The organism is Virgibacillus alimentarius, from assembly GCF_017874635.1.
Lineage (GTDB): Bacteria > Bacillota > Bacilli > Bacillales > Amphibacillaceae > Virgibacillus_B > Virgibacillus_B alimentarius.
The window spans coordinates 14,494-38,922 of the sequence record NZ_JAGIKX010000017.1; the positions used below are offsets into that span (position 1 = coordinate 14,494).

A 24,429-nucleotide genomic window follows, 5' to 3' on the forward strand; every position below is an offset into this window, starting at 1 on the left:
AGGGGAGTAGCTGTACAAATTAAGTCGTCATTACGAGATGATATCTCCGGCTTACTTGGCAACTGGACGTTGTTAGCGAGACCTTTACCACTAATAGGTAAGGGTCTTTTTTGATGGTTCTTACTTATTAGTAAGGACATTTTTTTTAATAAGGAGATAAAATCGAAATGGACATGCAATTACTAGTAGAATATTTATGGGTTTTGGTTGTTTTAGTTGGGCTGGAAGGTTTATTAGCAGCAGATAATGCTTTAGTGCTAGCAATTATGGTAAAGCATTTACCAGAAGAAAAACGGAAGAAAGCACTCTTTTATGGCTTATTTGGGGCCTTTGTCCTGCGTTTTGGCTCTTTATTTGTTATTTCATTCCTTGTTGACTTTTGGGAAGTACAAGCATTAGGTGCAGCATACTTACTATTTATATCCGTGAAAAATTTATATGAGGTGTTTGCCCATAAAGAAAAAGAAGTCAAGCTCAAAGGAAAAGGAAGCGGGTTTTGGATGACGGTTTTTAAAGTCGAAATTGCCGATTTAGCATTTGCTGTAGATTCCATCCTAGCTGCAGTGGCACTTGCTGTAGCACTTCCTGCAACTGACCTTGGGCATATCGGAAGTTTAGATACAGCACAATTTATTGTCGTATTCGCCGGTGGTATGATCGGACTGATCATCATGCGTTTTGCAGCAAATGTCTTTGTGTCCTTGCTGCATAAACGTCCAGGCTTAGAAACGGCTGCATTTTTCATTGTCGGATGGGTTGGGATCAAACTGACTGTTCTGGTATTGGCACATGAGGATATTGCACTTATTCCGCATGATTTCCCAGAATCAACAATATGGAAACTTATCTTCTATATCGTATTAGTTGGCATAGCAGCAACTGGATGGTTTGCTTCAGGAAAAAAGAGCAAGACGATGGACAAACGTGATTTTACTTAATTGCTTATTTTCCCGTAGAACGGGTATCGTTAGGTAGAGAGGTGAGTCATATGCCAGTAAAAGTCAAACGAATTTATGAAGAAGCGAAAGATGAAGATGGTATACGTGTTCTGGTTGACCGTATCTGGCCGAGAGGGATGTCAAAAGAAAAGGCCAGGCTTGATCATTGGATGAAAGAAGTAGGGCCATCTAATGAGCTTAGAAAATGGTTTGGACATGATCCGCAGAAGTATCCAGCATTTAAGGAAAAATATAAGATGGAACTAACAAGCGGTGATCAGCAAAAAGAACTTGAAAAACTAAAACAGCTTATAAAAGAAAATAATAAAGAAATGACACTTTTATATGCAGCAAAAGATGAAAAAAATAACCAAGCAAATGTGCTAAAGGAAATTCTGGATCATCAGTAAAAGGGGGCGTTCCATTGGCTGAACATCATTTTCATTTAAAAGCGGATTGGCCAGGCGGAAGAAATCGTGATGGTTATATCGAAGCGGGAAACTTACAAACAAAAATATCGATCCCAACTGAAATGAACGGACCGGGTATTGGCACCAACCCTGATGAAATGCTGCTTGGTGCCGCAGCAACCTGCTACGTTATCACGTTAGCAGCGATGATAGAGCATGCAAAGCTACCTTTAAAAGAAATGTCCCTAGAGTCAGAAGGGATTGTGGATGTAACAAATGGTGTGATAACGTATAAAAAAATCATTCATAAACCATCTGTCACTTTGCAAGAAGATGCTCTTGAGGAAGATGATCGAAAGCTTAGGAAATTGATTTATAAAGCGGAAAAGAGCTGTATGATTTCCCGAGCGCTGCGGGGAAATGTGGAAATGGAGTTACAACCGAATATATAAGAGAAAAGAAGGTCGATAAGATGTCGCACCTTCTTTTTTTTTCTTGACATGGAATATAAATCGATGTATCGTATAAAAGCATACTAATTTAATAGGAATTATAAGGTTAGTTGTCATAAGTGCTTTTAAATAAAAAATAGGGGGGATTGGTTATGGATAGTTTATTTCTAGGTGTGAATATTGCCGTATTCTTAGCAATTATCGGGTTTCTTATCTGGATGCAGAAAAAGCATATATCATTTACAAAACGTGTATTCACAGGTCTGGGAATAGGAATTATTTTTGGTGCCCTTCTGCAAGCGATATACGGGACAGATTCAGATATATTAGCAAATACATCTGAATGGTATCATATTGTAGGAAGCGGCTATATTCGCTTATTAATGATGATTGTTGTACCGCTGGTGATGGTATCTATTATTCAAGCAATCATCAATTTGGAAAAATCATCTGAACTTGGAAAGATGTCAGCGTGGATTATCGGAATACTTGTGACTACCGCAATGGTAGCGGCACTTGTAGGAGTAGGAAGTGCTGCATTATTTGACCTGAACGCCGATCAGATCGAAGCAGGGCAGGCTGAAGATGAACGAGGAAACATGATGGAGTCTTCCCTTGAAGAAGTACAGGATTTATCGGCACCAGAGAAAATACTAGCGTTTATTCCGTCTAATATCTTTTTAGATATGACAGGTGAACGCTCCACTTCTGTAATCGCAGTTGTGATCTTTTCGATGTTTGTCGGTATTGCAGTATTAGGTGTGCGAAGAAAGAAACCTGAACAGGCAGAGATGTTTACGAAAATAGTAAATGCTGTGTATGCTGTTGTGATGAGAATTGTAACGTTAGTGCTTCGTTTAACACCGTATGGTATTTTGGCATTGATTACGACAACCGTAGCAAATACAGATGTAGCGGGCATTGTGGAGCTTGGGAAATTTGTTATTGCTTCTTATGCAGCGATTTTCGTCATGTTTATCATTCATCTAGTATTAGTCGGGGCATTCGGATTAAATCCAATGGTGTATTTGAAAAAGGCACTACCTGTTTTAACCTTTGCCTTTACGTCACGCTCCAGTGCGGGAACAATTCCGCTTAATATTCAAGCACAAAAAAATTCACTTGGTGTTGATCAGGGAATTGCAAATATGTCAGCTTCCTTTGGTGCGACGATTGGGCAAAATGGATGTGCAGGAATTTATCCGGCAATGCTGGCTGTCATGATTGCACCATCTGTAGGGATTAATCCACTTACACCGGAATTTATTATCAAATTGGTCCTGATCGTAGGCATTAGTTCCTTTGGTGTAGCTGGTGTAGGAGGAGGAGCGACTTTTGCGGCCTTAATTGTTCTTTCATCGATGGGTCTGCCTGTTGCACTTGCTGGGTTATTAATCTCCATCGAAGCATTGATTGACATGGGACGTACAGCACTTAATGTAAATGATAGTATGCTTGCAGGAACATTGACATCCCGAGTTCTAGGAAAACTAAATTTACAAACTTTTAATGATCAAACAGCAATCCAAAAAGATATTGCCTTATAGAAGAATCAGGCAGAGACAAAACCCCAGTAAATGTAAAAGAAGTTCGGGAGTCCCATCTCTAGATGGAACCCCCGAACTTCTATATTTTATTTTTCCGTGCGTTTTATACTTATTTAGTAATCTCGTTGACTTGCACTGCAGGCGGCTGCTTTCCGCGGGCACAGCCTCAGCCTCCTCGGAAGAAAACCATTTCACGTGGGGTCTTCAGACTCGTGCTGTTCTCGCTGGAGTCAGCCGCCTTTCGTTCGAGTCAACTAGATATGAAAACGGATACCTGCTGATAAAATTAAAGTCACTTCTTGGCTAGTTATCTCCTAACATCATTTTTTTACTAGTTCCAGCATTTTATCCAGTCTTTGCTTTTTACCGGCTGAGAAGTAATTTGCAAATGGGCATCCGCATGTTTGCACACGATCCACCACATTATTTAGTGTAAAGGAATCAGGTGTTAATCCATGTTTCACTTCATCCCAGAACAGGGGAGCAGCAACTGTGGCATCAACGGTTTTTCGTACGGAATAAGGAGCGATTAATGTCTTATCTTTTCCGTGCTGCAAATAATCAATATAGAGCCGGCCTTTTCTTTTGTTTTTCATTCTTTCGGTTGTGTATAGTTGGGGATATTCCTTTTCGAGCGTCAGGGCAATCGCTTGTGTGAAAATGGCTGTTTCTTCATATGTCATGCTTCCTTCTTCAATCGGTATGTGAATTTGCAATCCTTTATTGCCTGACGTTTTCACAAAGGTGATAAGCTCTAAATCATTCAGCAGTTGCTTTATGATTTGCGCTGCCTGTATGGCAAGGTCAAATTTTTCTCTGCCAGGCGGATCGAGATCAAAGACAATTTCTACAGGGTGCATCTGCTTCATGTTCTGAAAGGGGATATGGTATTCAATTGCACCATGATTTGCAAACCACATAAGTGAACTTAAATCATTACATACCATAAATGTTTCATCTCCCTCCTTGAAACTTTCGATAAAAGAAGGTGCGTAAGGGGGGAGATGCTTCTGGAAAAAATGCTCCTCTAAAGCCCCATCCGGACATCGGATAAGGGTTAATGCCTTGCTTTTTAAAAATGGAAGCATGTATGGAGAAATTTCTCGCATATAGACAAGAAAATCCCCTTTTGTTAAATTTTTATGCGCCCAAAATAATTTATCTGTATTCGTTGCCTCTACTTCCTTTGGCATCATTGCCATATCCAGATGTAATTGGCTGGTTGTACAAGATTTTGGGGATAGATCAGGCAATACTTCCAAAAATTCTGGCTCGCGAATCTCTTCTTTATACAAATCAAGCGTCCGGACGGAGGTGCAGATTGCTGGTGGTAACGTGTACATTTCTCCTTGTTTTTCTCCTTGTGTTAAAAAGAGTTGTTTTAGTGTTGCTGCAGTTTCCTTGCTTAATCCATGTTTACACTTCCCTATTTCCAGTATAGCCTCCTGTTCGTAAACATTTACCGTAAAATAGTCATTTTTTGTATGTAGCTGTGTTAGAAATCCGTGGATCACACGCCAGTTTTTTATTTTAAACCAGTCTTGATGTTTTTTTCCGCTAAGGTAGGTGCTTGACTTACGTTTAGCAACAATACCTTCCCCTTTATAATGAAAAATCATTTCTTGTAATTGATGGGGATTGGCATGTGCTTCTACGAAATCAGCAGGTTTATTGGAGATATTTTCTGTCTTCATTTTTTCAAAAAGCTTCTGAAGCATTTTTTTTCGTTTGTAGTAAGGGGTCTTTTTTTCACTTTTCCCTCGCTGCATCAAAAGGTCAAAGGCTAGAAAACGAGCGGGACGATTGCTAGCTTCTTTCTTGATAGATGTTTGGTTTTTTAATCTTCCACGCTTTTGAATGAGCGAAAAATTAGCTTGATAAGAATTATTTAAAATAACAAGCTCTCCGTCTAGATGAAGTGGCAAAAGATCATTGATGAAAGATTGTTGTCCTTGAAAAAAAGAGACGATCTCTGGAAACTTTTCAGTTAAACTTTTATTATTCCTGCTAGTAAGTGTAATTTTTTCTTTTTCCCAATGGATTACACAGCGAAATCCATCATATTTTACTTCATACAACCAGTCCGCTCCCATTGGTATATCTTCACTGGGAATTGGCTTCATAACGTCCAAAGGAAAACACCTCCATCTTATTAAATTGCGACTTTAGCACGTGATTTATACCGTCTTTCCAAAACTTTTTATCCACAACTGTAACGGCAAATAAAGATGAAGATAGAAACATTTATCGCACTTACACACAATATCCACAGGAATAACCTTAATTATCCACAAAATATGTCCACATTTCAGGGGTTATAGAAATAGGGTTTTTAAAAGTTGTTCACATCATTCACAAACATTTGTTGATAACTTTAGGATAAGACGTCCATTTTCGTGCAGCATTAGCTGCATAAAGAGCATATAAAACGCAAAAACTAACAACGAAAGACCTGCGGTGATATGTCAAAAAAATATTAATTAAATATTTGATTATCAAGGTTCAATTTGTTTAAAAAAAGCAACACAAATTAATATCGCAGGTATTGATTCCCATTTCGTGTCAGGGAAGTATCCTCAGCCGTGAATCGTCCAGCGTATTTGGCATAGCACTCAGCAGACTATTCATGCACAAACTGAGTTACCTGGAACGGGTGGTGGTGACTCCTGCGGAAATAGCGTGAGTCTTGAGACCCCCGCAGGAAGTGGGTTTCTTCCGAGGAGGCCCAAGCCATGCCCGCGGAAACCGTCCGCCAGTAGTGAAGGTAGCGTAGTTATCAACAATGAGATTTTTGTAAATTTGTAAGAGTTAATAGGCTGAAAAAAAGCTTAAATATACTATACGAGGGGTGTTTTTATGCACACGATGTGGAAAGGTACGATTAGTTTTGGGCTTGTGAATATTCCGGTTAAAATGCACGCTGCAACGGAAAATAAGGATATTTCACTAAGGCAGCTACATAAGGAATGCGAGTCCCCGATTAAGTATGAAAAAGTTTGCCCTGTATGTGATCGGAAAGTGGAAAATGATGAAATTGTTAAAGCTTATGAATACGCGAAAAATAAATTTGTAAAGTTAGATGAAGAAGATTTGAAGGCATTAAAGCAAGAGCAGGGAGACAAAGCTGTTGAAATTATGGATTTTGTAAAATTGGATGAAATTGATCCGGTCTATTTTGAGAAAAGTTATTATTTATCCCCAAACGAGGGTGGAGGAAAAGCATATGGCTTATTGCGTACAGCTTTAGAGGAAACTGGGAAAATAGGCGTGGCTAAAATGATGATTCGGTCCAAGGAACAATTAGCCGTCATCCGTATCTACCAGAATACGTTAGTTGTAGAAACGATCCACTATCCGGATGAGGTACGAAATACACAGGATGTTCCAAATGTACCGGAAAAAACAAATGTGAATAAAAAGGAAATTGATACTGCTAAAATGCTGATTGAGCAATTAACAACGACATTTGATCCAGAAAAATATAACGATGCGTATCGAACTGCTTTGCTTGAGTTAATTGAGGAGCGGAAAAACAAAGAGCAAGTCGTTTCAGGGAAAGAAAGAAAACAAGAGCCGGATAATGTGGCTAATTTAATGGATGCACTCCAAGCCTCGTTGGATAAAGCTAAAAAAGATAAACCAAAACCAAAACAGCCGAAGCGAAAAACAACTGCTTCAAAGAAAAAGGCTACATCTTAACATAAATGCCTCCAGGAGAAGGGGGCATTTTTTATTGGACAATTCTTCCTAGTGGACATGCATATTCGATTTGAATTGTGTTACAAATCAGACTCATTTTCTCATTTTGTTTACAAGATAATAACAGATGTGTTAAATCGGAGTAATTTAAATGGATTTGGTTTAAAACGCTAAAAAAAAGAAATATAATTGAATATAGTACGATTGTAAAGGGATGAAGAACATGAAGAGATATGCATATTTTGATAATGCGAAATTAATATTGATTTTTTTAGTGGTGTTTGGCCATATGATTCAACCCTTCATTGACGCATCACATGAAATAAATACGCTATATTTGTGGATATATACATTTCATATGCCAGCATTTATTTTTTTGGCAGGTTTTTTTGCAAAAGGATCCGGGAATAAGGAGTATATCGTAAATCTAGCTAAAAAGCTGCTGATTCCTTATATTATTTTCCAACTCCTCTATACAGGCTATTACTTCTTTATCGGAAAAGAAAATTGGCAAGTGGGAATGTTTTATCCACACTGGTCTTTATGGTTTTTATTTAGTCTGTTTTGTTGGCATATCCTTTTGTCTTGGTTTAAAAAAATACCAGCGGCATTAGGTGTAACGCTTGCTGTGCTACTAGGGTTACTCGTCGGATATTTTGGAGAAATCGGGCATACATTCAGTTTGTCCAGGACTTTTGTCTTCTTTCCATTTTTCTTAATCGGCTACTGGCTGACAAAAGATCATGTGATGTTCTTGAAGCGTAAAAGTGTAAAAATAGCTTCCCTGGTTGTATTGGTTATTGTAGCAGCCGCTATTTATATTGCACCTGATCTGAACTCTGGATGGCTGCTTGCTTCTAAATCGTATGGTGACTTAGGAATGCCGGAATATGGCGGACTTGCACGTTTATTGGTATATGCTACATCAGTAATCATGGCAATGAGTATACTGGCATGGGTTCCTCAAAAGAATGGCTGGTTAACCTTTTTAGGTACGAGAACATTATATGTTTATCTATTGCACGGATTTTTCATTCAGTATTTCCGTCAAGCTGAGTTATTTAAGGTAGATAACATGTTAGATTTGCTAGGACTTTCTGTGATAGCAGCAGCAATTGTGCTTCTATTGTCAAGTAAACCAATGTTAAGTGTTTGGCAGCCTTTTATCGAGGGAAAGGCATCGATGATTAAAAACTTAGTATCGCCAAAAAATGATGAAAAGAACAAAACACAATCAGAATCCTAATGGAAGTTGTAGAACAGACCATTTCGATAAAAAATAGCAGGGTCACTGCGACTCCTGCTATTTTTAAATTGGGATATAAAGGTATGCGTGACTGATCTTAGTCGTGCTAAGACGATCGGCATTCCGTTTTTTTATTTTAGAATATAATATGAGCGATAATAACGATCACAGGTAGTGTAATAATCGTTCTTAGGATAAAAATAATGAATAAATCCTTAAATGAAACAGGTACTTTGGATCCTAGCACAACACCGCCGACTTCAGACATATAAATGAGCTGTGTGACGGATAATGCAGCAACAATAAAACGGGTTATTTCTGCATCGATGGATGAGCCAATAACGGCTGGCAGAAACATGTCAGCAAACCCAATTAAAATAGTTTCAGACGCTTCCTGCGCATTTGGAATTTGCATCCATTCAAGCAACGGTACAAATGGTATGCCTAACCATTGAAAGAATGGTGTATATTCAGCGATCATCAGTGCAATTAAACCGAAGGCCATAACGATAGGAGCGACACCCATCCACATGTCCAGCACATTTTGTCCGCCTTCTTTGAAAAATTTATAAACACTTGTTTCTTTTTTGCTTCGTTCAATAGCTTTTTCATAACCATAGGAAAGTGCGTTATAACCTTCTGGAATTTCTTCACTTACTGCAGTAGACTTGTCATCTATATACGTATTTGGTTTACGGGATAATGGCGGAATACGCGGCATAATAAGAGCAGCAACAAATCCGGCAATAAGAACGGTTAAGTAAAATGGAACAAACATGTGCTCAAGGCCGACTTCTCCGATAACAGCTAGCGTAAATGTAATGGATACAACAGAGAAAGTTGTTCCGATAATGGCTGCCTCACGCTTCGTGTAAAGACCGTCTTCGTATTGTCTGCTTGTAAGCAAAACACCAATTGTGCCATCGCCAATCCATGATGCTAAGGTATCAATGGATGACCGTCCGGGTAGTTTAAAAAGGGGACGCATCACTTTCGTCATTAATGTTCCAAAAAAGTCCAGTAATCCAAAGTTCATTAACAATGGTAAGATCAGACCTGCAAATAAAAACACAGCAAATAAAACATGTAATAACCCGTCTAAAAGTTCCTGTCCTGTGGCTTCTCCGTGAATGGCTTCGGGTCCTAATTGAAAAAAGGCCATGATCGCAAAAATAGCTGCAATGACTCTTGTAATCACCCAAAAAGGACTAACGTAAAACAATTGATGGAAAAACGGGGTCTTCATCATTGTTTCTTCGCCAATTATTTTAGCAATTATCGTGATGATTGCTGTAAGCACAATAATGATCATCATAATAGCAGATAGTTGATCAGCAAGCTCACCTTGAATCCAATCTGCTAATAATCCAATTGGTATTGTATATCCATTCTCCATTTTAATTGGTACCATAAAAAAGAAGATGCCAATTAATGAAGGAATAATAAATCGTAAATGATCTGTTATTTTATATTTCTTCCCCAACGTTGTCTCCCCCTTGAAGTGCGTGCGTAAGAATAAATATTCTTTATAATGTATAATTATACAATGTGCTGATTATAAAATCAATTAGATTTTTTAAGGCTTTCATTTTTTTTGCTATTTTACATACACTATCGTATAAATCAGTGTTTATTGTGAATGGTGTAGCGGGAAAAGTTTATTAAGATGCTGAAGGTGAGGAATGCTTTGAAATACAATATTATTTATCGCACTACAATCATTGTATGGATGACAGTTAAATTTATTTATCAAATTTATTCTTTTCATATACGGAATCGTATTTGGGATGAACGTACCAAACAAAAATGGAATAATCTTTTGATTAAAATGGCAAAAGAATATAGAAGAAATGCAATTAAACTGGGTGGTGTATTGATAAAGGTAGGTCAATTTCTAGGTACAAGAGCAGATATCATGCCAGATGTATTTATTAAAGAATTAACAGGACTTGTTGATCGTGTTCCTGCGATGCATTTTGATTATGCGAAAGCGATTCTGGAAAAGGAGTGGAACGCAAACCTTGATCACCACCTGAAAGAAATAAGCAAGTCATCGATAGCTTCAGCATCGATAGGAGAAGTATACCGGGCAACATTAAAAGATGGATCAGATGTCGCCATTAAAGTACAGCGGTACCGGGTTCAAGATATTTTTCACATGGACTTTAAAGCACTGAAGATTGTTTTTTGGATCATTTCCACTTTTACATCATTCGGTAAAAAGGCAGATTTAAGCGAGCTTTATCAAGAGTTAATTTATGTCATGGCGAAAGAACTGGATTTTGAACAGGAATTACATTATGGAACTTATTTTAAAGAACGCTACCATAACAAATCTTCTATCTATATTCCAGGGTATTATAAAAAGTTATGTACAAAAAAAGTACTTGTTATGGAATGGGTAGATGGTGCGAAAATTACAGATCTTCATTTCTTAAACAGACACCAAATCAGCCCGAAGCGGACTGCGAAATCTTTATTTTATTTTTATATCGATCAATTTTTAAGTAATGGCTATTTTCATGCAGATCCGCATGCAGGGAACATATTAATGCAGCAGGATGGAACAATCGTCATTATAGACTTTGGAATGGTAGGAGAAATAAGGAAGCAGGATACACATTATTTTAAGCGTCTTATTCAAAGTTTAATAACCGATGATTATGATAATGTGATTGAAATACTTGAGGAAATGAATTTTATCTTACCGAATGCGAATAAGCGGAAATTGAGAAAAATACTTGAGCATACAGTTGAAATGTATGAAGATGGATCGATGAAGCGAATGGATACGCAAGTGATAGATCAGCTGATGAAAGATGTTCGCCATATTATTAAAGATCAGCCAATTCAACTGCCTGCAGATTATCTTTATTTAGGAAGAGCTATTTCCATTATTTTTGGAATTCTGGTCAATCTTTATCCGGAAGCTGACTTGAAAAAATGGGCAAAGCCAAAGATTAAAGAGTGGGTTGGGGGAAGGAGTATAACCGAATCCGTTTATAAGCAAATTGCAAAAGAAACAGTTCAACCCGCTTTCTCTTTTCCAAAAGCTATGCTAAATTGGTTAGAGAGTGGGGAAAAAGATAGGCAGTGGGACAGAGAAAAGCAACAAGCAAAGCTTAAGCATCATTATTATTTGTTAGTCGAAATAACTAGCTTTATCATGCTATTAATCAGCATGGGGTTTGCCATCTATGCTAATCACTTTGCGCTGGCGATACTTGAGACGATTAGTATTTCTGCCATTGGTATCTTTTTTCTAATATTATTCGCAAGTTTAGTCAAACATTATTATATGATTCAATCGAGAAGGTAGGTGCTATAAAAAATGAATGAAACGTTAAAAAAAGGTTTTTTATTAGGACTTGGTGCAGCAGTTAGCGGGAAGGAGAAATTGGACAGCAAATTAAAAGAGCTAGTGGAAAAAAATGAGTTAACGCAAGAACAAGCAAAGTCAGTATTAAATGACTTTGTAGAAAAAGGCGAACAGAAAAGTGAAGAATGGAATACAAAGCAATTTGAACAAACAAAGAAAATCGTCAAAGATATGGGAATAGCAACAAAAGATGATATCGATGAGCTAAGAGCACGGTTGACAGAACTGGAAGAAAAAGTGAATAAGGAAACATAAAAGAGTGGATCGGTACCCCCCGAAAGTTAACGTAGAAAACTAACTTTTGGGGGTTTTTTTATGTTTAGTCTCAGGGTGAAATGGGAAGGAGGGTTTTGTGTACATATAAAGACTTTTTGATATTGTTTTGTAAATGGGGGAATGTAAAGTGGTAGTCGATCTTTTAATTACAATTATTATTCTCATGGGAATTGTGGCTGTTGTTCCACTAATTCTGTTTATTCGTGTTTTTTTCCATGATCAGAAGCAGCGTGAACATTCCATATTACGGAATTATCCTGTTTTAGGGAAAATGCGCTATATTCTTGAGAAAATGGGACCTGAATTACGTCAGTATTTATTTAATAATAATAATGAAGGCAAACCTTTTAACCGGGGGGAATTTGAATATGTATATAAGGCGGCGAAATATAATGACCGGATGATCGGATTTGGATCGGAACGTGATTTTGATGAATCTGGGTTGTATATCGTAAATCATATGTTTCCAAAGCAAAAAGAGGAAATGAAGCTGGAGCAGGAGCCTAAGATAAGAACGAGATTATATCATATAGATAATGAGAAGCTTTTCAGCAGGAAGGAACATCATGAAGAAGGGATTTTAAACCCGTATTATTTACCGGATGAGGAGGCGATCGTCCTTGGTAAAGATACGGTGGAAAAGCCTTTCCAGATAAAAGGATTTATTGGTCAATCAGCAATGAGCTTCGGATCCTTGGGGGATCATGCGATTACAGCACTTTCCAAAGGCTTGGGAATGGCTGGAGGAACCTGGATGAATACCGGAGAAGGAAGTCTGTCCCCGTATCATTTAAAAGGCGATGTGGACCTGATTATGCAAATAAGTCCAGGGCTGTTTGGGGTACGAACAGATGATGGAGAGTTTTCATGGGAAGAATTTAAGAAGAAAAGCGATATCGAACAAGTAAAAGCATTTGAATTGAAGCTTGGACAAGGAGCAAAGACCCGAGGCGGTCACGTAGAAGGTGAAAAGGTAACAGAGGAAATTGCAGAAATTCGTAAAATAAAACCTTGGACGACAATTGATAGCCCGAATCGATTCAGGGAATTCTCAGACAGCAGAGGATTGCTTGAATTTGTTCAAAAAATGCGCGATGTGGGTGGGAAGCCAGTAGGAACGAAAATCGTGGTTGGTAATGAAAGTCAAGTGGAAGAATTTGTTCGAGCGATGAAGGAAACTGGGATTGTACCAGATTTTATTACCGTTGACGGAGGAGATGGAGGAACGGGTGCAACGTATTATGAATTAGCACAATCGGTTGGTTTACCAACATTTGCTGCTTTGCCTCTCGTTGATGATTTATTGAAAAAGTATGAAATCCGAGATCAAACACATATGGTTGCCTCAGGGAAATTGCTTACCCCTGACAAAATTGCAATGGCTCTTGCTTTAGGAGCAGATATGATTAATATTGCCCGAGGGTTTATGCTTAGTGTTGGGTGTATTATGGCTCAAGTTTGCCATACAAATAATTGTCCTGTTGGTGTGGCTACAACTGACCGCAAGCTGCAAAATGGGTTAAGTGTAGAAGAGAAAAAGTACCGTGTATGCAATTATTTAGTTGCTATACGACAAGGCGTTTTTGAAATGGCTGCTACTGCTGGTATTGACAGCCCGACCAAATTCACAAGAGAGCATCTTGTGTATAAAGATCAATTTCATTCTGTTCATTCATCGCCAGATTATGAGAAAATCGTATAAATATTCCCCCATATGGTGATATGACGCAAATTTACAGGTCTTGTATAATTGCGTCATATTATCAGTAAATTTTGTAAATTTATAAAAATTGTATTGCTATCCTAGTGCTACCGGGTTATAATGGAAAAAAGTGTTATAAGGTCACTCAATTTGAGGGGGTATCTTAACTTTATGGAAAGCTTCTTGAAAGTATGTGAGGATACAAGGAAGAAACTTGGCAGACAGTTGCAAGGGAAAGAAAAGGAATTTCTGCAATGGATGTATGATAATTACAAAAAGGAACAAGAGAAAGACGAATGTAAACGTTTGCAAAGTCAGAGTGTTTAAGAAAACCAAGGTCATAAGATGTTGCTGTGAATGAATGTAGCTATAGGTGTGTGGATTTTAGGAATGGCTTTTTGGAGTCATGCATGTTTCAGTTTGGCGAATGGGCAGCAGAATCGATAAAACAGGCTTTGTTGATACGGTATGTTCATCACATAGAAGAACTTTACTTAATGTTAAGGATTATCTTTATATATTATCATAGAGATGTAGAGAAAGCATAAGCCGTGGGATAACCCCAGGGCTTATTTTCATTGGTCAGCTCAAGCATATATGAAAAGAAAATAGAAACGATTCATGTTATAATTGGAAAGGCAAAGATCCGAAAGGGTGATCATGGTGGCAATAACCAATCAAGCCGTTATAAATAAAATGATGGCGGAATTACAAAAGGCGAAGAAATTTCACGAAAAGGAAGAAGTTATGAAAAGACATGTTTCCCATGTTCAATTATTATGCGATTTATTATTGCAGGAAACGGATACGTCTAACTCGAAAGCGATCTCTCAGGAAGAAATGAAAGCAATGATTGGAAATCAATCACGGCAATCCAGTGAATATAAGACAGTTCAAAAGCAAAGCATGGATCATGAAGAAGCCAATGGAAACTCAATTTTTGATTTTTAAACGTGAAAGAAACGGAGCGTGTACAAAATGAAGTTATTTCTACTACTTGGCGTTATTAATGGATTTTTAGCTGTAGCATTAGGAGCATTCGGAGCGCATGGTTTAGAAGGTAAAATTTCCGAAAAGTCATTAGGAATTTGGGAGAAAGCGGTCAATTATCAAATGTTTCATACAATGGCATTACTTGTCGTAGGACTAATGCTTGCAAAAATTCAAAGCAATGGCTTGCTTTGGTCCGGATGGATGTTTTTCATAGGGATTGTTTTATTTTCCGGTAGTCTTTACCTTTATTCAACTACTGGTGTAAAATTGCTTGCAATGATAACACCGTTTGGTGGTGTAGCTTTTTTAGTCGGCTGGGTATTACTCGGATATGCTATCGTTAAATTTTTATAGGCTTAACAGTAAGTAAGTCGTAAGCAAAAATAGCATGCCAGATCGCACAAATTGCATGATTGCCTCATTTTTATAATGGGTATACCATTTAATGAGTGCATCACAAGACAAGCTGATAACTACTAGATAAAGTGCTAAAAAGATGAGGAATAAATAGCCTTGAATAAACGCAACAACACCAACTAAAATACTAAGCAAGATAGATACTAATTCGATATTCATAAATTTTTCATATGGATGTTTCATTTGCAACGCCCCTTTTAGGGTAAAACATAATGCTTGTAAAAAAGGATGACCACAAGATCGATAACGTTTTGGATCGACTTCGTGCGTCACCCTTTTTTATCGGGAGTATCAATTATCTTGCAGGGTACGTGGCCGTTTGCCCTGCGGAACTAGTATATGGATAAGCATAATTAATTTCTTCATCAAAAGTAATATAATCGAGATAAACCATTAATAATAAATATCTTCTTCCAGTTTGCGGATCACTTAAAATGAGATGATCCCTTCCAGCAGCTTCGACAGTTCCTTTAAATATCTTTTGGTTATCTCCTTCAAAAGTCATATGGACAGTAGCTTCTTTTCCCCGATTTAAACGAAGGATGTTTTCAATATAAGATTGCTCCATCGGCATCATGCCTTGTGCGTTATTCCCAGCTCCTTGTTGCGTTTGAGCATATAGTGGATATTGTGGTGGATATTGCTGGTTTTGATTCTGGTTTGGCGGTGTTTGCCTGTATCCAAATGCAGGTGGATAATACATAGGAGATGCAGGCGGGTAATAATAATTTGGATAACTCTGATTTACATGATGATTCTTTTCACTCATAAAAAAACCTCCTGAAATATCTTTTTACACTAATAAACAGCAGGACATTCAGCTGATGAAGGTGCATAAAAGCAATGGGCTTTATAGCGCCCTACATTCCACTGGTTAAACCATTGCGCTGGGCAGGCCCCGGGTGGCTCAAAAAACCATAGCGTATTAGTGGCTGGATGGAAACGTTCTCCCTGAATAACCCTCCGTGCTAATCGTTTATCAACTTCACGAGCACGTTGGTAAAAGTACCCTTTTTGCGTTGCTTCAAACCCACCAGGGCTTTGAAAAACCATATCCCTGATCGATGTTAAACTTTCAAAATCCAAACAATCCGAGATAACGCGATTGATGCCTGTATTTCCAACCATTAGCATTCCAAGTTTGCCTTCCCCTTCTGCTTCGGCGCGCATTAACCGTGCCAGTAAATTCACGTCTTTTTCGGTGTGAGCAACAACTGCCACAAAAACACCTCACTTTTGTTCAATCTTGATGCAAAGTCTACTAGTAATGATTATGTAAAAGGTCTGATCGATATGACAGGAAAGAGTAAAAATAAAAAGGTTGGGACATAACTAGCCAAGAATAAGTAAAAATGGGTTCGATCATCGGTCCTTTAATTTCTAAATCCAGCGGCAAAACAATCTGATTCATGCGAGGAGGCTGAGGCCGTGCCCGCGGAAAGCAGCCACCTGCAGTGCAAGTTAACGGGATTGCTAAATAAGTATAAATCGCACGGAAAAGTAAAAAAAAGAAGTTCGGGAGTTCCATCTAGAGACGGGACTCCCGAACTTCTTTTACATTTACTGGGGTTTTGTCCCAGCCTTTGAAAAGGGTGTTTATACGTGTAAATATGCAGCCAGATCCTCTTTAGCCAAATGATTGCCAACAAAAAATTCAGCGAATTCTCCGTAACGGGCTGTTGCTTCATCAAAGCGCATTTGATAGACAACTTTCTTTAGTTGTAACACATCGTGGGCAAATAGGGTAACTCCCCACTCCATGTCATCAAAACCAATGGATCCGCTAATAAATTGTTTTACCTTTCCAGCATACTGACGACCGGTTTTGCTGTGTTCATAAAGAAGTTTACCGCGAGCGTCTTTTTCTAGTGTATACCAGTTATCATTGCCTTCACGACGTCTGCTCATTGGATAGAAAGACATATGGTTCCACTTAGGCAGAATTGGTTTTAATCGTGCTTGTGTTTCTGGAAGTGTCTCTGGGTCAACACCGTCTTCTTGTGGACGGTATTTAGCAAGTTCAATCACAGAAACGTATGAATAAGAAGGAATTAAAAACTCAGCAAGCTTTGTTTTGTTAAAAGCTGTTTCCAAATCAGCTAATTCTTCCATTGTCGGGCGCAGGAACATAAACATGAAGTCTGCTTTTTGTCCGATAGCCTGATACATAACATGGCTTCCGTTCTCAGCTTCTTCTACGTCTTCCCACTTTGTGAGCAGGTTTTTAAATTCAGCGATTGCTGCTGTTCTTTCTTCACTTGATGCTAATTTCCAAGAAGTCCAATCCATGACGCGCATATCATGTAAACTATACCAACCATCCATGGTTTCTACTGCTTCGACCATCATAATCTCTCCTTATGTAATAAAGTATGAATATATTTTTACTATATCATAATTGGGATACAATATTCATGGAAAAGCTTTTTTAGGAAAAAGGGGGCAAAAATAGCACGAGACGTGGCTTGCCAAGGTTTTAGCATGAAAGTAGATACGGCTGTCATGGATTTGTCGAAATTGCCAAGCGCCAAGTTTCTTTAAAAGGAGAAGAAGATCGATTATTATTTAAATAGGAAGACCTGTTTCTTAGGAGGGATAATGAATGAGTAATCTATTTGATGATATAAAGGCGAAAATCCAACAGACGGATAAACGTATTGTTTTTCCAGAAGGACTGGACGCGAGAATTTTGCAAGCCGCTAGCAAGTTAAGCAAAATGGGAATGGTGACTCCAATTCTGCTTGGTGATCAAGTGAAGGTAATGAAACAGGCTGAGACGATGGGTGTGAATATCGATGCTTGTCAATTGATCGATCCGAGCCGATATGAGCAGTTTGATGCAATGGTCGAAGCTTTTGTGCAAAGGCGTAAAGGGAAAGTATCAAAAGTGGATGCCGAAAAACAATTATGTGATGAAAACTATTTTGGAACAATGCTTGTTTATATGAATCAAGCAGACGGTTTGGTAAGTGGTGCTGCACACTCTACAGCGGATACGGTTCGCCCTGCCTTACAGATAATGAAGACAAAAGAAGGAATCAATAAGACGTCTGGTGTATTCATTATGGTCAGAGGAGAAGAGAAATATGTATTTGCGGATTGTGCGATAAATATTGCCCCGACGAGCGAAGACTTGGCAGAAATAGCGATGGAAAGTGCAGAAACTGCAAAATTATTTGATATAGATCCACGAATCGCCATGCTTAGTTTCTCTACAAAAGGCTCCGCCCAGTCGGAGGAAACAGAAAAGGTAGAGCAAGCGGTTAAACTTGCCAAAGAACGAAATGCTTCACTTGTTATTGACGGCGAAATTCAATTTGATGCGGCATTTGTTCCTAGTGTCGCAGCGAAAAAGGCGCCGGATGCTATGCTAAAAGGAAATGCAAATGTATTTATTTTCCCTAGCCTGGAAGCAGGGAATATCGGTTATAAAATTGCTGAACGTTTAGGTGAATTTGAAGCGGTTGGACCAGTACTTCAAGGGTTAACCAAACCGGTAAATGATTTATCACGAGGATGTAGTGCAGAGGATGTTTTTAAATTAGCATTGATTACTGCCGCACAGGCAAAATAAGAAAAAAGCTTGCAGTGAGAAGTATTTCCTGCAGGCTTCTTTTTTATTTTATTGCAGGCAAGCGATTTTTTCATTCCGTTTGATCATTTGATCATATCGTTTTTGAAATGTGACATATTCTGCGTTTGTAAAGTTGGACTCAACAATGGTGTCACATAGTTCTTTTAGTGTACCCAGTGCGCGTTTTTTCATATCTTCCACCGTCAATGGTTGATTTAGTAATGTGGATAACGATGCCATTACTTCCGGTTTGATTTCCGGATAGGCGAATCGGGATGCTTGGGAAATGTTACTTTTATCATAAAATCGCTTAATTAAAGCTGCTCGCTCGAAACTATCTCCTTCTACGTCTAAATAGATTTGAATCGATGCTCCATCTTTAATGCGCCGCTGTGAAATGCCGGCAAATTTCTTCCCATCGATACTTAAATCATAGTCACCAGGACAATAGGACCCGACGATTTCATAAGCTTGTATTTTATCTGTTAAATCGCGAAGCATATGCTGCACAAAGCTAACCATCGCCTCGTAACAGTCATGAATAGAGATGTGTTTGACACCGGGCAAAACAAGGGAGATATTTAAAACTCCTTCATCAAGCGCTACAGCGAGTCCGCCTGAATTTCGGATAATGACACGAAAACCTTCCGCAGTTAATTGCTTCACACCTTCCTCAATCTGAGGCAAACGTGCATCTGGTATTCCAAGTACAACGGTGTTTGGATGGACCCATAGACGCATGACGGGAGGTGAGAGTTGATCACTAACGGAATGAGCAAGTGCATCATCAATGGCAAAAGATGTCAATGCTGTATAAGGTTTATTGTGAAAATCGATGTTACCTGAATGGTCGAAGTAACGAAAAGTTCCATGTTGAATAATTTCTTTCCAGTTCTTCATAATTTCTCCTTTTTCTACTCGCTTGTTGTCAGTATCTCTTTTTTACTTTGGTCAACTAATATATAATATAACACAAGTGAAGTTATGAAAAGAAATAGGGTGAGTAATCAGGATGGCATATAAAGATGAACAATTAAATGAAGAAAAGGTGTTTAAAGATCCTGTACATCGATACGTGCATGTGAAGGACCGCATTGTTTGGGATTTAATTGCTGCACCAGAATTTCAGCGGTTGCGTCGAATTAAACAGTTAGGCACAACGTATTTGACATTTCATGGTGCAGAGCATAGCCGCTTTAATCACTCCTTAGGTGTATATGAAATTGTTCGAAGGATGATTGGGAAATTTACGAATTATCCGCATTGGAATAGGGAAGAGCGCATCCTTAGCCTTTGTGCGGCACTACTTCATGATTTAGGCCATGGCCCGTTTTCCCACTCCTTTGAGAAAGTATTTAAACTGGATCATGAGCAGTTTACTCGGAAAATCATCCTGGAGGATACGAATATTCACCGTATTTTAAAACGAGTTAGTCCTGAATTTCCAAAGCAAGTCGCAGATGTTATTGCAAAAACGTACGCTGACAAATTAGTTGTAAGTCTGATTTCCAGTCAGATTGATGCAGATCGGATGGATTATTTGCAGCGGGATGCATATTACACTGGTGTAAGTTATGGTCACTTTGATATGGAACGGATTTTAAGAGTGATGCGCCCGATTGAGGACCAGGTTGTTATTAAATCGACTGGGATGCATGCGGTGGAAGACTATATTATGAGCCGCTATCAGATGTACTGGCAAGTCTATTTTCATCCAGTAACGAGAAGCGCGGAAGTTATTTTATCGAAGATTTTACATCGGGTAAAATTTTTATATGAGACAGGCTATACATTTAAATTAAAACCGACCCATTTCCAGTCATTTTTTAATCAGGAAATTACGTTAAGGGATTATTTGCGGTTGGATGAAGCAGTAGTTTATTATTATTTTCAGTCATGGCTAGAGGAAGATGACTTCATTTTATATGATCTGTGCGAAAGGTTTATCAACCGTCGTCTATTTAAATATATTGAATTTAATCCGAACACACAGATGAAGGAGTGGATGGAATTATATCGTCTGTTCCAGGATGTGGGCATTCATCCAGATTATTATTTGGTTGTTGACTCTTCATCTGATTTGCCGTATGATTTTTATCGACCTGGAGAAGAGGAAGAGCGTTTGCCAATTCACTTGCAAATGCCTAATCATGAATTGAAGGAATTATCTCGCCATTCGGATATTGTCGAGTCGATCTCAGGTAAAAAGCGAACAGACCATAAACTATATTTTCCAAAAGATTTACTCGAAGCTGTAAAGGATCATAAACTTAAAAAACAAATCAAAGAAATACTGTATGGGCAAGGAGAGGGTCAACTTGTTGACTAATCATGCTAAGTTAATCAAGTTCTTTCATGTGGCCACAAAAGTGACAGGAAGAAAGAAACTACAGAAAATCATTTATATTTTGCAGCAATGTAACATCCCGTTTGAGGAAAAATATCGTTTTCATATATACGGGCCGTATTCGGAGGAGCTTACTTTACGTGTAGAAGAGCTCTGTAATTTGCATTTTCTTGACGAAATCAAAGAGGATAAAGGGCACTATTATCAATACCACTATCAAATCACTTCGGCAGGTAACGATTTTTTAAATCAATTCAGCCTTGATATGCCTGATATGGAAGAGAAGGTGAGCTTGCTAAATGGACAAAGCTCGCGTTTCCTTGAACTCGTCGCAACCATGCTGTATTTTGCCGATCTTGAAAAAAGCGATGTGGAGGCAAAAGTGCACGAATTGAAGCCGAAACAAAAATACAGTGCGGAAGAAATAGCACGTGCATGGGGATTTATCGACGAGGTGATATAGTCAGATGAATGAAAAGGGGACGTGTCCTATGCTACAATGGATGTAGAAAATGAATGTGAAGGAGGATTCCTTGAATGAATTCAGATAAATCTTCAAATAAAAAGAAAAATACATTTACCATCATTAAAGATGACTCTACGGATGGACATGGCGGATATGGAATGGGTTCCATCAGCTTGGAAAACATGTCACCGGTTATTATAGATCCGGACGGAAATGAAGCATATGTGGATATGGATGCGATGCACGCAAGAAGTGCAATCGAAAGACGTGTTAAATATTTAAATGATCGCAGCGAAGTACCAAACCCAAGATTGTATTGGATCGTTTGGGTTACAGTGGAGAAAAATGATCATGGACCATATTTTGCTGGTGTGGCCGGAAGTGAGCTGCTTGTTGACAAACCAAATAAACGTGCGTATAAATCAATGCCACAGCATGTAACACATATGGAAAAATCATTAAAAGGTAAAATCGTTGTAGAGCATATGGATGACCATTCAAAAAAGCTACTGCGTGACTTTCTTGTAGAATTCGACGAAGACATGTGGAATAATTCGACGGATGAATTAAAAGAAGCACTTCCAAAATAATGAACATTTTGTGACTGAACCATGAATACTTAGCGAAAATCTTGTACTTTACATCAGAAATTTGTAAAATAATTGGTACATGGGCTACTCATGTATTACTAGGACAATAAAGAAGCCGACTCAATAAGGTAGACGGACCTTATATGGAGTCGGCTTCTTTTTCATTGTATTGGACGATGGTGCTTGAGGTTACGGGTCCCGCAATGAGGGAATGTACTCGCGCAATAAGGTTACGTACTCGAGCAACAAATCATCAGCGTTTGTTCCTATTGTTTGTGCCGTTAGAAACCCCGCTGCAGCTATGTGAAACATTCCCTCTCTATCTATTACCTAAATAGATCAAATAGTCGCTCCAGTTTGCCTTTCTTCTCTTTTTCTTTTTTATTTTTCCCACCTGGAAAATGGGTTGTACAATGGCTTTTTGGTTCTTTTCCTTTCTCAAAATACATCATGCGACTTGTTGGACAATAGGAAGTAGCTTTCTTTCCTGTCTCTGGGTCAATCCGGACCCCAATAATCCCATCTGGAACGCTAAAGCTTTTATCTGGCAGTTCTTGATGTGCAGCTTCCATAAAGGTTGCCCATATATTTTTGGCGTATGTTGTTTCCTTTACAACTTCTATTGGCCGGTTATCGTCATAGCCCGTCCACACACCAGTGACAAGGCTCGGGCTATAGCCAATCATCCAGCTGTCCCCGTCTGTCGATCCGGATTTTCCAGCATATGTGCGTGTCAGCTGGTCTGTGATGGTTGATCCGGTCACCGCCATATAACCATTTAACGTTGTATCGAACATACCAGTCATTAAATGAGTAAGAATAAAAGTCTGTTTTGGATCGAGTATTTGCTCGCCTTCTTTATCATCAAGATCCAGTAAAACGTTCCCTTGGGGATCTACAATTTTTTCAATCGTATGTGATGCTATTTCTTTCCCGCCATTTGCCAGCATTCCATAACCGGCCACCATTTCTTCTACGGATACGGTTGCTGTTCCTAAGGCGAGTGAAGGAACGGCGGGAAGTTTACTAGTGATCCCAAAGTCTCTTGCAGTTTCAACGAGTTTATCAGAGCCTAGGTACATATTCGTTTTTACTGCGAAAATATTGTCTGACAAGGCTAATGCTTGAGCTAATGTAATCGGTTTATCTGCATAGTATCCATTAAAATTACTAGGTTCATAAACCTCTCCATTATCGAGTTCAAATACAGTCGGTTTACTCAAGAGCTTTGTACTTGGTGTATACCCATTATTTAAAGCAGCATAGTAGAGAAAAGGTTTAAACGTAGAACCTGGCATGCGCTTGGCTTTATGGGCGCGGTTAAAGGAACTCTTTTTATAATCGCGACCACCAATTAATGCACGAATACTTCCATTACTAGGGTCCATAGCAATCGCACTTGTTTCGATGTCACTTGCGGGATGAATGGTTTTCTCCACTGCGTTCTCTAACTTTTTTTGTGCTTTGATATCAAGCGTTGTAAAGATTTGGTAACCACCAGATCGGACCGCTTCTTTATTATGATCTAATAATGCAGCCGCTTCTTCTAAAACCATATCCTGAAAATATGGAGCAATCGTATCCTCTTCTGTATCTTCCGTTTTAGCGAATTTCAGCTTTTCATTTATTGCGCTATTATATTCATCCTCCGATATTTGGTTTGTGCGAAGCAGCAGTTCTAATATGTGTTCCTTGCGATCCGTTGCTTTTTCCATGTTATTAAAGGGGGAATAGTACGACGGTCCTTTTGGAATACCTGCAAGCATAGCCGCTTCTGCTAGATCTAATTCCCCTGCCGATTTGTTAAAAAAGTAATTGCTTGCTTCTTCGATTCCATATGCTCCATGGCCATAATAAATCGTATTTAAATAAGCGGTTAAAATTTCGTCTTTGGAGTAATACATTTCCAGACGTATGGTATAAAAAGCTTCTTTTAATTTCCTTGTCCATGTTTTTTCATGGGATAAATATAAATTCCTTGCCAATTGCTGGGAAATGGTGCTTGCCCCTTCTTTTAAAGATAAGTTTTTTATATTATCAATAATCGCACCAAGAATACGTTTGAAATCGAAGCCGTTATGCTCATAAAAATGCCGGTCTTCCACAGCAATGGCAGCATCGATCAAATACGGTGATATTTCATCTAAGTCTGTGTGAAAACGGCTTCCATATCCATTTTCTTCTCCGATGACTTCTTCGCTATTACTGTAGTAAACGGTATTTTGTTGGTTCATTAAATTCGGTGGGCCCAACAGAAAGCTAATAAAATAGACACCGATAATAAAACAAAATCCAATTAGCATCGTACTTAATATACCGGTGAGAAGCAGATGTTTTTTTAAAAAATTGCCAAGTTTTCGTTTCATAAGATGACAGCTCCAATTTGAGTACAT

The 24,429-nt window shown here is 38.5% G+C and carries 24 protein-coding genes; 16 read left to right on the plus strand and 8 right to left on the minus strand.

Annotated features, from left to right (window positions below):
• Window positions 1–167: 167 nt before the first annotated feature.
• The 4 genes from J2Z81_RS09545 (at window position 168) to J2Z81_RS09560 (ending at window position 3,347) form a co-directional block, all read left to right on the plus strand.
• Entirely contained in the window at window positions 168–938 is a 771-nt protein-coding gene (locus J2Z81_RS09545; protein WP_029266661.1) for a TerC family protein, read from the plus strand.
• Between the two features lie 50 nt (window positions 939–988).
• A complete protein-coding gene (locus tag J2Z81_RS09550; RefSeq protein ID WP_029266659.1) occupies window positions 989–1,348 on the plus strand; it encodes a DUF488 domain-containing protein in 360 nt (119 codons plus the stop codon).
• Between the two features lie 14 nt (window positions 1,349–1,362).
• Entirely contained in the window at window positions 1,363–1,800 is a 438-nt protein-coding gene (locus tag J2Z81_RS09555; RefSeq protein ID WP_029266657.1) for an OsmC family protein, read from the plus strand.
• A 152-nt stretch (window positions 1,801–1,952) separates the two neighbouring features.
• A complete protein-coding gene (locus J2Z81_RS09560) occupies window positions 1,953–3,347 on the plus strand; it encodes an L-cystine transporter (protein ID WP_226371240.1) in 1,395 nt (464 codons plus the stop codon).
• Between the two features lie 320 nt (window positions 3,348–3,667).
• Here J2Z81_RS09560 and J2Z81_RS09565 read toward each other — a convergent pair whose 3' ends face one another.
• Window positions 3,668–5,470: a DNA ligase D gene (locus J2Z81_RS09565; RefSeq protein WP_226981319.1), complete on the minus strand. Its 1,803-nt coding sequence runs from the start codon at window positions 5,468–5,470 to the stop codon at window positions 3,668–3,670.
• Window positions 5,471–6,203: 733 nt separating this feature from the next.
• Here J2Z81_RS09565 and ku point away from each other — a divergent pair.
• Window positions 6,204–7,046: a non-homologous end joining protein Ku gene (gene ku / locus J2Z81_RS09570; RefSeq protein ID WP_226371242.1), complete on the plus strand. Its 843-nt coding sequence runs from the start codon at window positions 6,204–6,206 to the stop codon at window positions 7,044–7,046.
• A 223-nt stretch (window positions 7,047–7,269) separates the two neighbouring features.
• Window positions 7,270–8,292: an acyltransferase family protein gene (locus J2Z81_RS09575; protein ID WP_029271090.1), complete on the plus strand. Its 1,023-nt coding sequence runs from the start codon at window positions 7,270–7,272 to the stop codon at window positions 8,290–8,292.
• A 136-nt stretch (window positions 8,293–8,428) separates the two neighbouring features.
• Here the strand turns inward: J2Z81_RS09575 and J2Z81_RS09580 are convergent, their stop codons facing one another.
• Entirely contained in the window at window positions 8,429–9,775 is a 1,347-nt protein-coding gene (locus J2Z81_RS09580) for a YjiH family protein (RefSeq protein ID WP_226981315.1), read from the minus strand.
• A gap of 204 nt (window positions 9,776–9,979) precedes the next feature.
• Between J2Z81_RS09580 and J2Z81_RS09585 the strand changes: the two genes are divergently transcribed.
• From J2Z81_RS09585 to J2Z81_RS09610, 6 genes are all read left to right on the plus strand, one after another.
• Window positions 9,980–11,611, plus strand: coding sequence for an ABC1 kinase family protein (locus tag J2Z81_RS09585; protein ID WP_226981316.1), 1,632 nt, complete (start codon window positions 9,980–9,982; stop codon window positions 11,609–11,611).
• Between the two features lie 12 nt (window positions 11,612–11,623).
• On the plus strand, window positions 11,624–11,926 hold the full coding sequence (locus J2Z81_RS09590; RefSeq protein WP_029271084.1) for a phasin family protein: 303 nt from the start codon (window positions 11,624–11,626) through the stop codon (window positions 11,924–11,926).
• A gap of 133 nt (window positions 11,927–12,059) precedes the next feature.
• A complete protein-coding gene (locus J2Z81_RS09595; protein WP_029271338.1) occupies window positions 12,060–13,649 on the plus strand; it encodes an FMN-binding glutamate synthase family protein in 1,590 nt (529 codons plus the stop codon).
• Window positions 13,650–13,820: 171 nt separating this feature from the next.
• Window positions 13,821–13,976: a hypothetical protein gene (locus tag J2Z81_RS09600; protein WP_198020955.1), complete on the plus strand. Its 156-nt coding sequence runs from the start codon at window positions 13,821–13,823 to the stop codon at window positions 13,974–13,976.
• A 336-nt stretch (window positions 13,977–14,312) separates the two neighbouring features.
• Window positions 14,313–14,600, plus strand: coding sequence for a YwdI family protein (locus tag J2Z81_RS09605; RefSeq protein WP_029271336.1), 288 nt, complete (start codon window positions 14,313–14,315; stop codon window positions 14,598–14,600).
• A gap of 27 nt (window positions 14,601–14,627) precedes the next feature.
• Entirely contained in the window at window positions 14,628–14,996 is a 369-nt protein-coding gene (locus J2Z81_RS09610) for a DUF423 domain-containing protein (RefSeq protein WP_029271334.1), read from the plus strand.
• On the opposite strand, the gene J2Z81_RS09615 is transcribed toward J2Z81_RS09610, so the two are convergent.
• From J2Z81_RS09615 to hemQ, 4 genes are all read right to left on the minus strand, one after another.
• Window positions 14,991–15,242, minus strand: coding sequence for a hypothetical protein (locus J2Z81_RS09615; protein ID WP_029271332.1), 252 nt, complete (start codon window positions 15,240–15,242; stop codon window positions 14,991–14,993). The two genes, J2Z81_RS09610 and J2Z81_RS09615, sit on opposite strands and share 6 nt — an antisense overlap.
• A gap of 112 nt (window positions 15,243–15,354) precedes the next feature.
• Window positions 15,355–15,828, minus strand: coding sequence for a spore coat protein GerQ (gene gerQ, locus J2Z81_RS09620; RefSeq protein WP_029271330.1), 474 nt, complete (start codon window positions 15,826–15,828; stop codon window positions 15,355–15,357).
• Window positions 15,829–15,857: 29 nt separating this feature from the next.
• Window positions 15,858–16,280 carry a cell wall hydrolase gene (locus J2Z81_RS09625; RefSeq protein WP_226371244.1) on the minus strand — a complete coding sequence of 141 codons (423 nt, stop codon included), beginning with the start codon at window positions 16,278–16,280 and terminating at the stop codon, window positions 15,858–15,860.
• 375 nt (window positions 16,281–16,655) lie between these two features.
• Entirely contained in the window at window positions 16,656–17,405 is a 750-nt protein-coding gene (gene hemQ, locus J2Z81_RS09630) for a hydrogen peroxide-dependent heme synthase (RefSeq protein WP_226371245.1), read from the minus strand.
• Between the two features lie 256 nt (window positions 17,406–17,661).
• Between hemQ and pta the strand changes: the two genes are divergently transcribed.
• Complete coding sequence (gene pta, locus J2Z81_RS09635) at window positions 17,662–18,633, plus strand: phosphate acetyltransferase (protein WP_226371246.1); 972 nt, start codon at window positions 17,662–17,664, stop codon at window positions 18,631–18,633.
• Between the two features lie 48 nt (window positions 18,634–18,681).
• Here pta and J2Z81_RS09640 read toward each other — a convergent pair whose 3' ends face one another.
• Window positions 18,682–19,533 (minus strand): lipoate--protein ligase family protein, encoded by an 852-nt coding sequence (locus J2Z81_RS09640; RefSeq protein ID WP_029269438.1) that lies wholly within the window; start codon window positions 19,531–19,533, stop codon window positions 18,682–18,684.
• A 112-nt stretch (window positions 19,534–19,645) separates the two neighbouring features.
• Between J2Z81_RS09640 and J2Z81_RS09645 the strand changes: the two genes are divergently transcribed.
• The 3 genes from J2Z81_RS09645 (at window position 19,646) to J2Z81_RS09655 (ending at window position 22,036) form a co-directional block, all read left to right on the plus strand.
• Entirely contained in the window at window positions 19,646–20,962 is a 1,317-nt protein-coding gene (locus J2Z81_RS09645; protein WP_226371247.1) for an HD domain-containing protein, read from the plus strand.
• Complete coding sequence (locus J2Z81_RS09650) at window positions 20,952–21,443, plus strand: YwgA family protein (protein ID WP_029269434.1); 492 nt, start codon at window positions 20,952–20,954, stop codon at window positions 21,441–21,443. The genes J2Z81_RS09645 and J2Z81_RS09650 overlap by 11 nt, the downstream gene beginning before the upstream one ends.
• A gap of 74 nt (window positions 21,444–21,517) precedes the next feature.
• Window positions 21,518–22,036, plus strand: coding sequence for a YwhD family protein (locus tag J2Z81_RS09655; protein ID WP_226371248.1), 519 nt, complete (start codon window positions 21,518–21,520; stop codon window positions 22,034–22,036).
• A 326-nt stretch (window positions 22,037–22,362) separates the two neighbouring features.
• Here the strand turns inward: J2Z81_RS09655 and J2Z81_RS09660 are convergent, their stop codons facing one another.
• Window positions 22,363–24,402: a transglycosylase domain-containing protein gene (locus J2Z81_RS09660; protein ID WP_226371249.1), complete on the minus strand. Its 2,040-nt coding sequence runs from the start codon at window positions 24,400–24,402 to the stop codon at window positions 22,363–22,365.
• Window positions 24,403–24,429 lie beyond the last annotated feature (27 nt).

What these genes read in the sequence shown, in the direction of transcription:
- J2Z81_RS09545 (WP_029266661.1), top strand. Translation starts at nt 168, where the DNA reads ATGGACATGCAATTACTAGTAGAATATTTATGGGTTTTGGTTGTTTTA.
- J2Z81_RS09550 (WP_029266659.1), top strand. Translation starts at nt 989, where the DNA reads ATGCCAGTAAAAGTCAAACGAATTTATGAAGAAGCGAAAGATGAAGAT.
- J2Z81_RS09560 (WP_226371240.1), top strand. Translation starts at nt 1,953, where the DNA reads ATGGATAGTTTATTTCTAGGTGTGAATATTGCCGTATTCTTAGCAATT.
- J2Z81_RS09565 (WP_226981319.1), bottom strand. Translation starts at nt 5,470, where the DNA reads ATGAAGCCAATTCCCAGTGAAGATATACCAATGGGAGCGGACTGGTTG.
- ku (WP_226371242.1), top strand. Translation starts at nt 6,204, where the DNA reads ATGCACACGATGTGGAAAGGTACGATTAGTTTTGGGCTTGTGAATATT.
- J2Z81_RS09575 (WP_029271090.1), top strand. Translation starts at nt 7,270, where the DNA reads ATGAAGAGATATGCATATTTTGATAATGCGAAATTAATATTGATTTTT.
- J2Z81_RS09590 (WP_029271084.1), top strand. Translation starts at nt 11,624, where the DNA reads ATGAATGAAACGTTAAAAAAAGGTTTTTTATTAGGACTTGGTGCAGCA.
- J2Z81_RS09595 (WP_029271338.1), top strand. Translation starts at nt 12,060, where the DNA reads ATGGGGGAATGTAAAGTGGTAGTCGATCTTTTAATTACAATTATTATT.
- J2Z81_RS09600 (WP_198020955.1), top strand. Translation starts at nt 13,821, where the DNA reads ATGGAAAGCTTCTTGAAAGTATGTGAGGATACAAGGAAGAAACTTGGC.
- J2Z81_RS09610 (WP_029271334.1), top strand. Translation starts at nt 14,628, where the DNA reads ATGAAGTTATTTCTACTACTTGGCGTTATTAATGGATTTTTAGCTGTA.
- J2Z81_RS09615 (WP_029271332.1), bottom strand. Translation starts at nt 15,242, where the DNA reads ATGAAACATCCATATGAAAAATTTATGAATATCGAATTAGTATCTATC.
- gerQ (WP_029271330.1), bottom strand. Translation starts at nt 15,828, where the DNA reads ATGAGTGAAAAGAATCATCATGTAAATCAGAGTTATCCAAATTATTAT.
- hemQ (WP_226371245.1), bottom strand. Translation starts at nt 17,405, where the DNA reads ATGGTCGAAGCAGTAGAAACCATGGATGGTTGGTATAGTTTACATGAT.
- pta (WP_226371246.1), top strand. Translation starts at nt 17,662, where the DNA reads ATGAGTAATCTATTTGATGATATAAAGGCGAAAATCCAACAGACGGAT.
- J2Z81_RS09640 (WP_029269438.1), bottom strand. Translation starts at nt 19,533, where the DNA reads ATGAAGAACTGGAAAGAAATTATTCAACATGGAACTTTTCGTTACTTC.
- J2Z81_RS09645 (WP_226371247.1), top strand. Translation starts at nt 19,646, where the DNA reads ATGGCATATAAAGATGAACAATTAAATGAAGAAAAGGTGTTTAAAGAT.
- J2Z81_RS09655 (WP_226371248.1), top strand. Translation starts at nt 21,518, where the DNA reads ATGAATTCAGATAAATCTTCAAATAAAAAGAAAAATACATTTACCATC.
- J2Z81_RS09660 (WP_226371249.1), bottom strand. Translation starts at nt 24,402, where the DNA reads ATGAAACGAAAACTTGGCAATTTTTTAAAAAAACATCTGCTTCTCACC.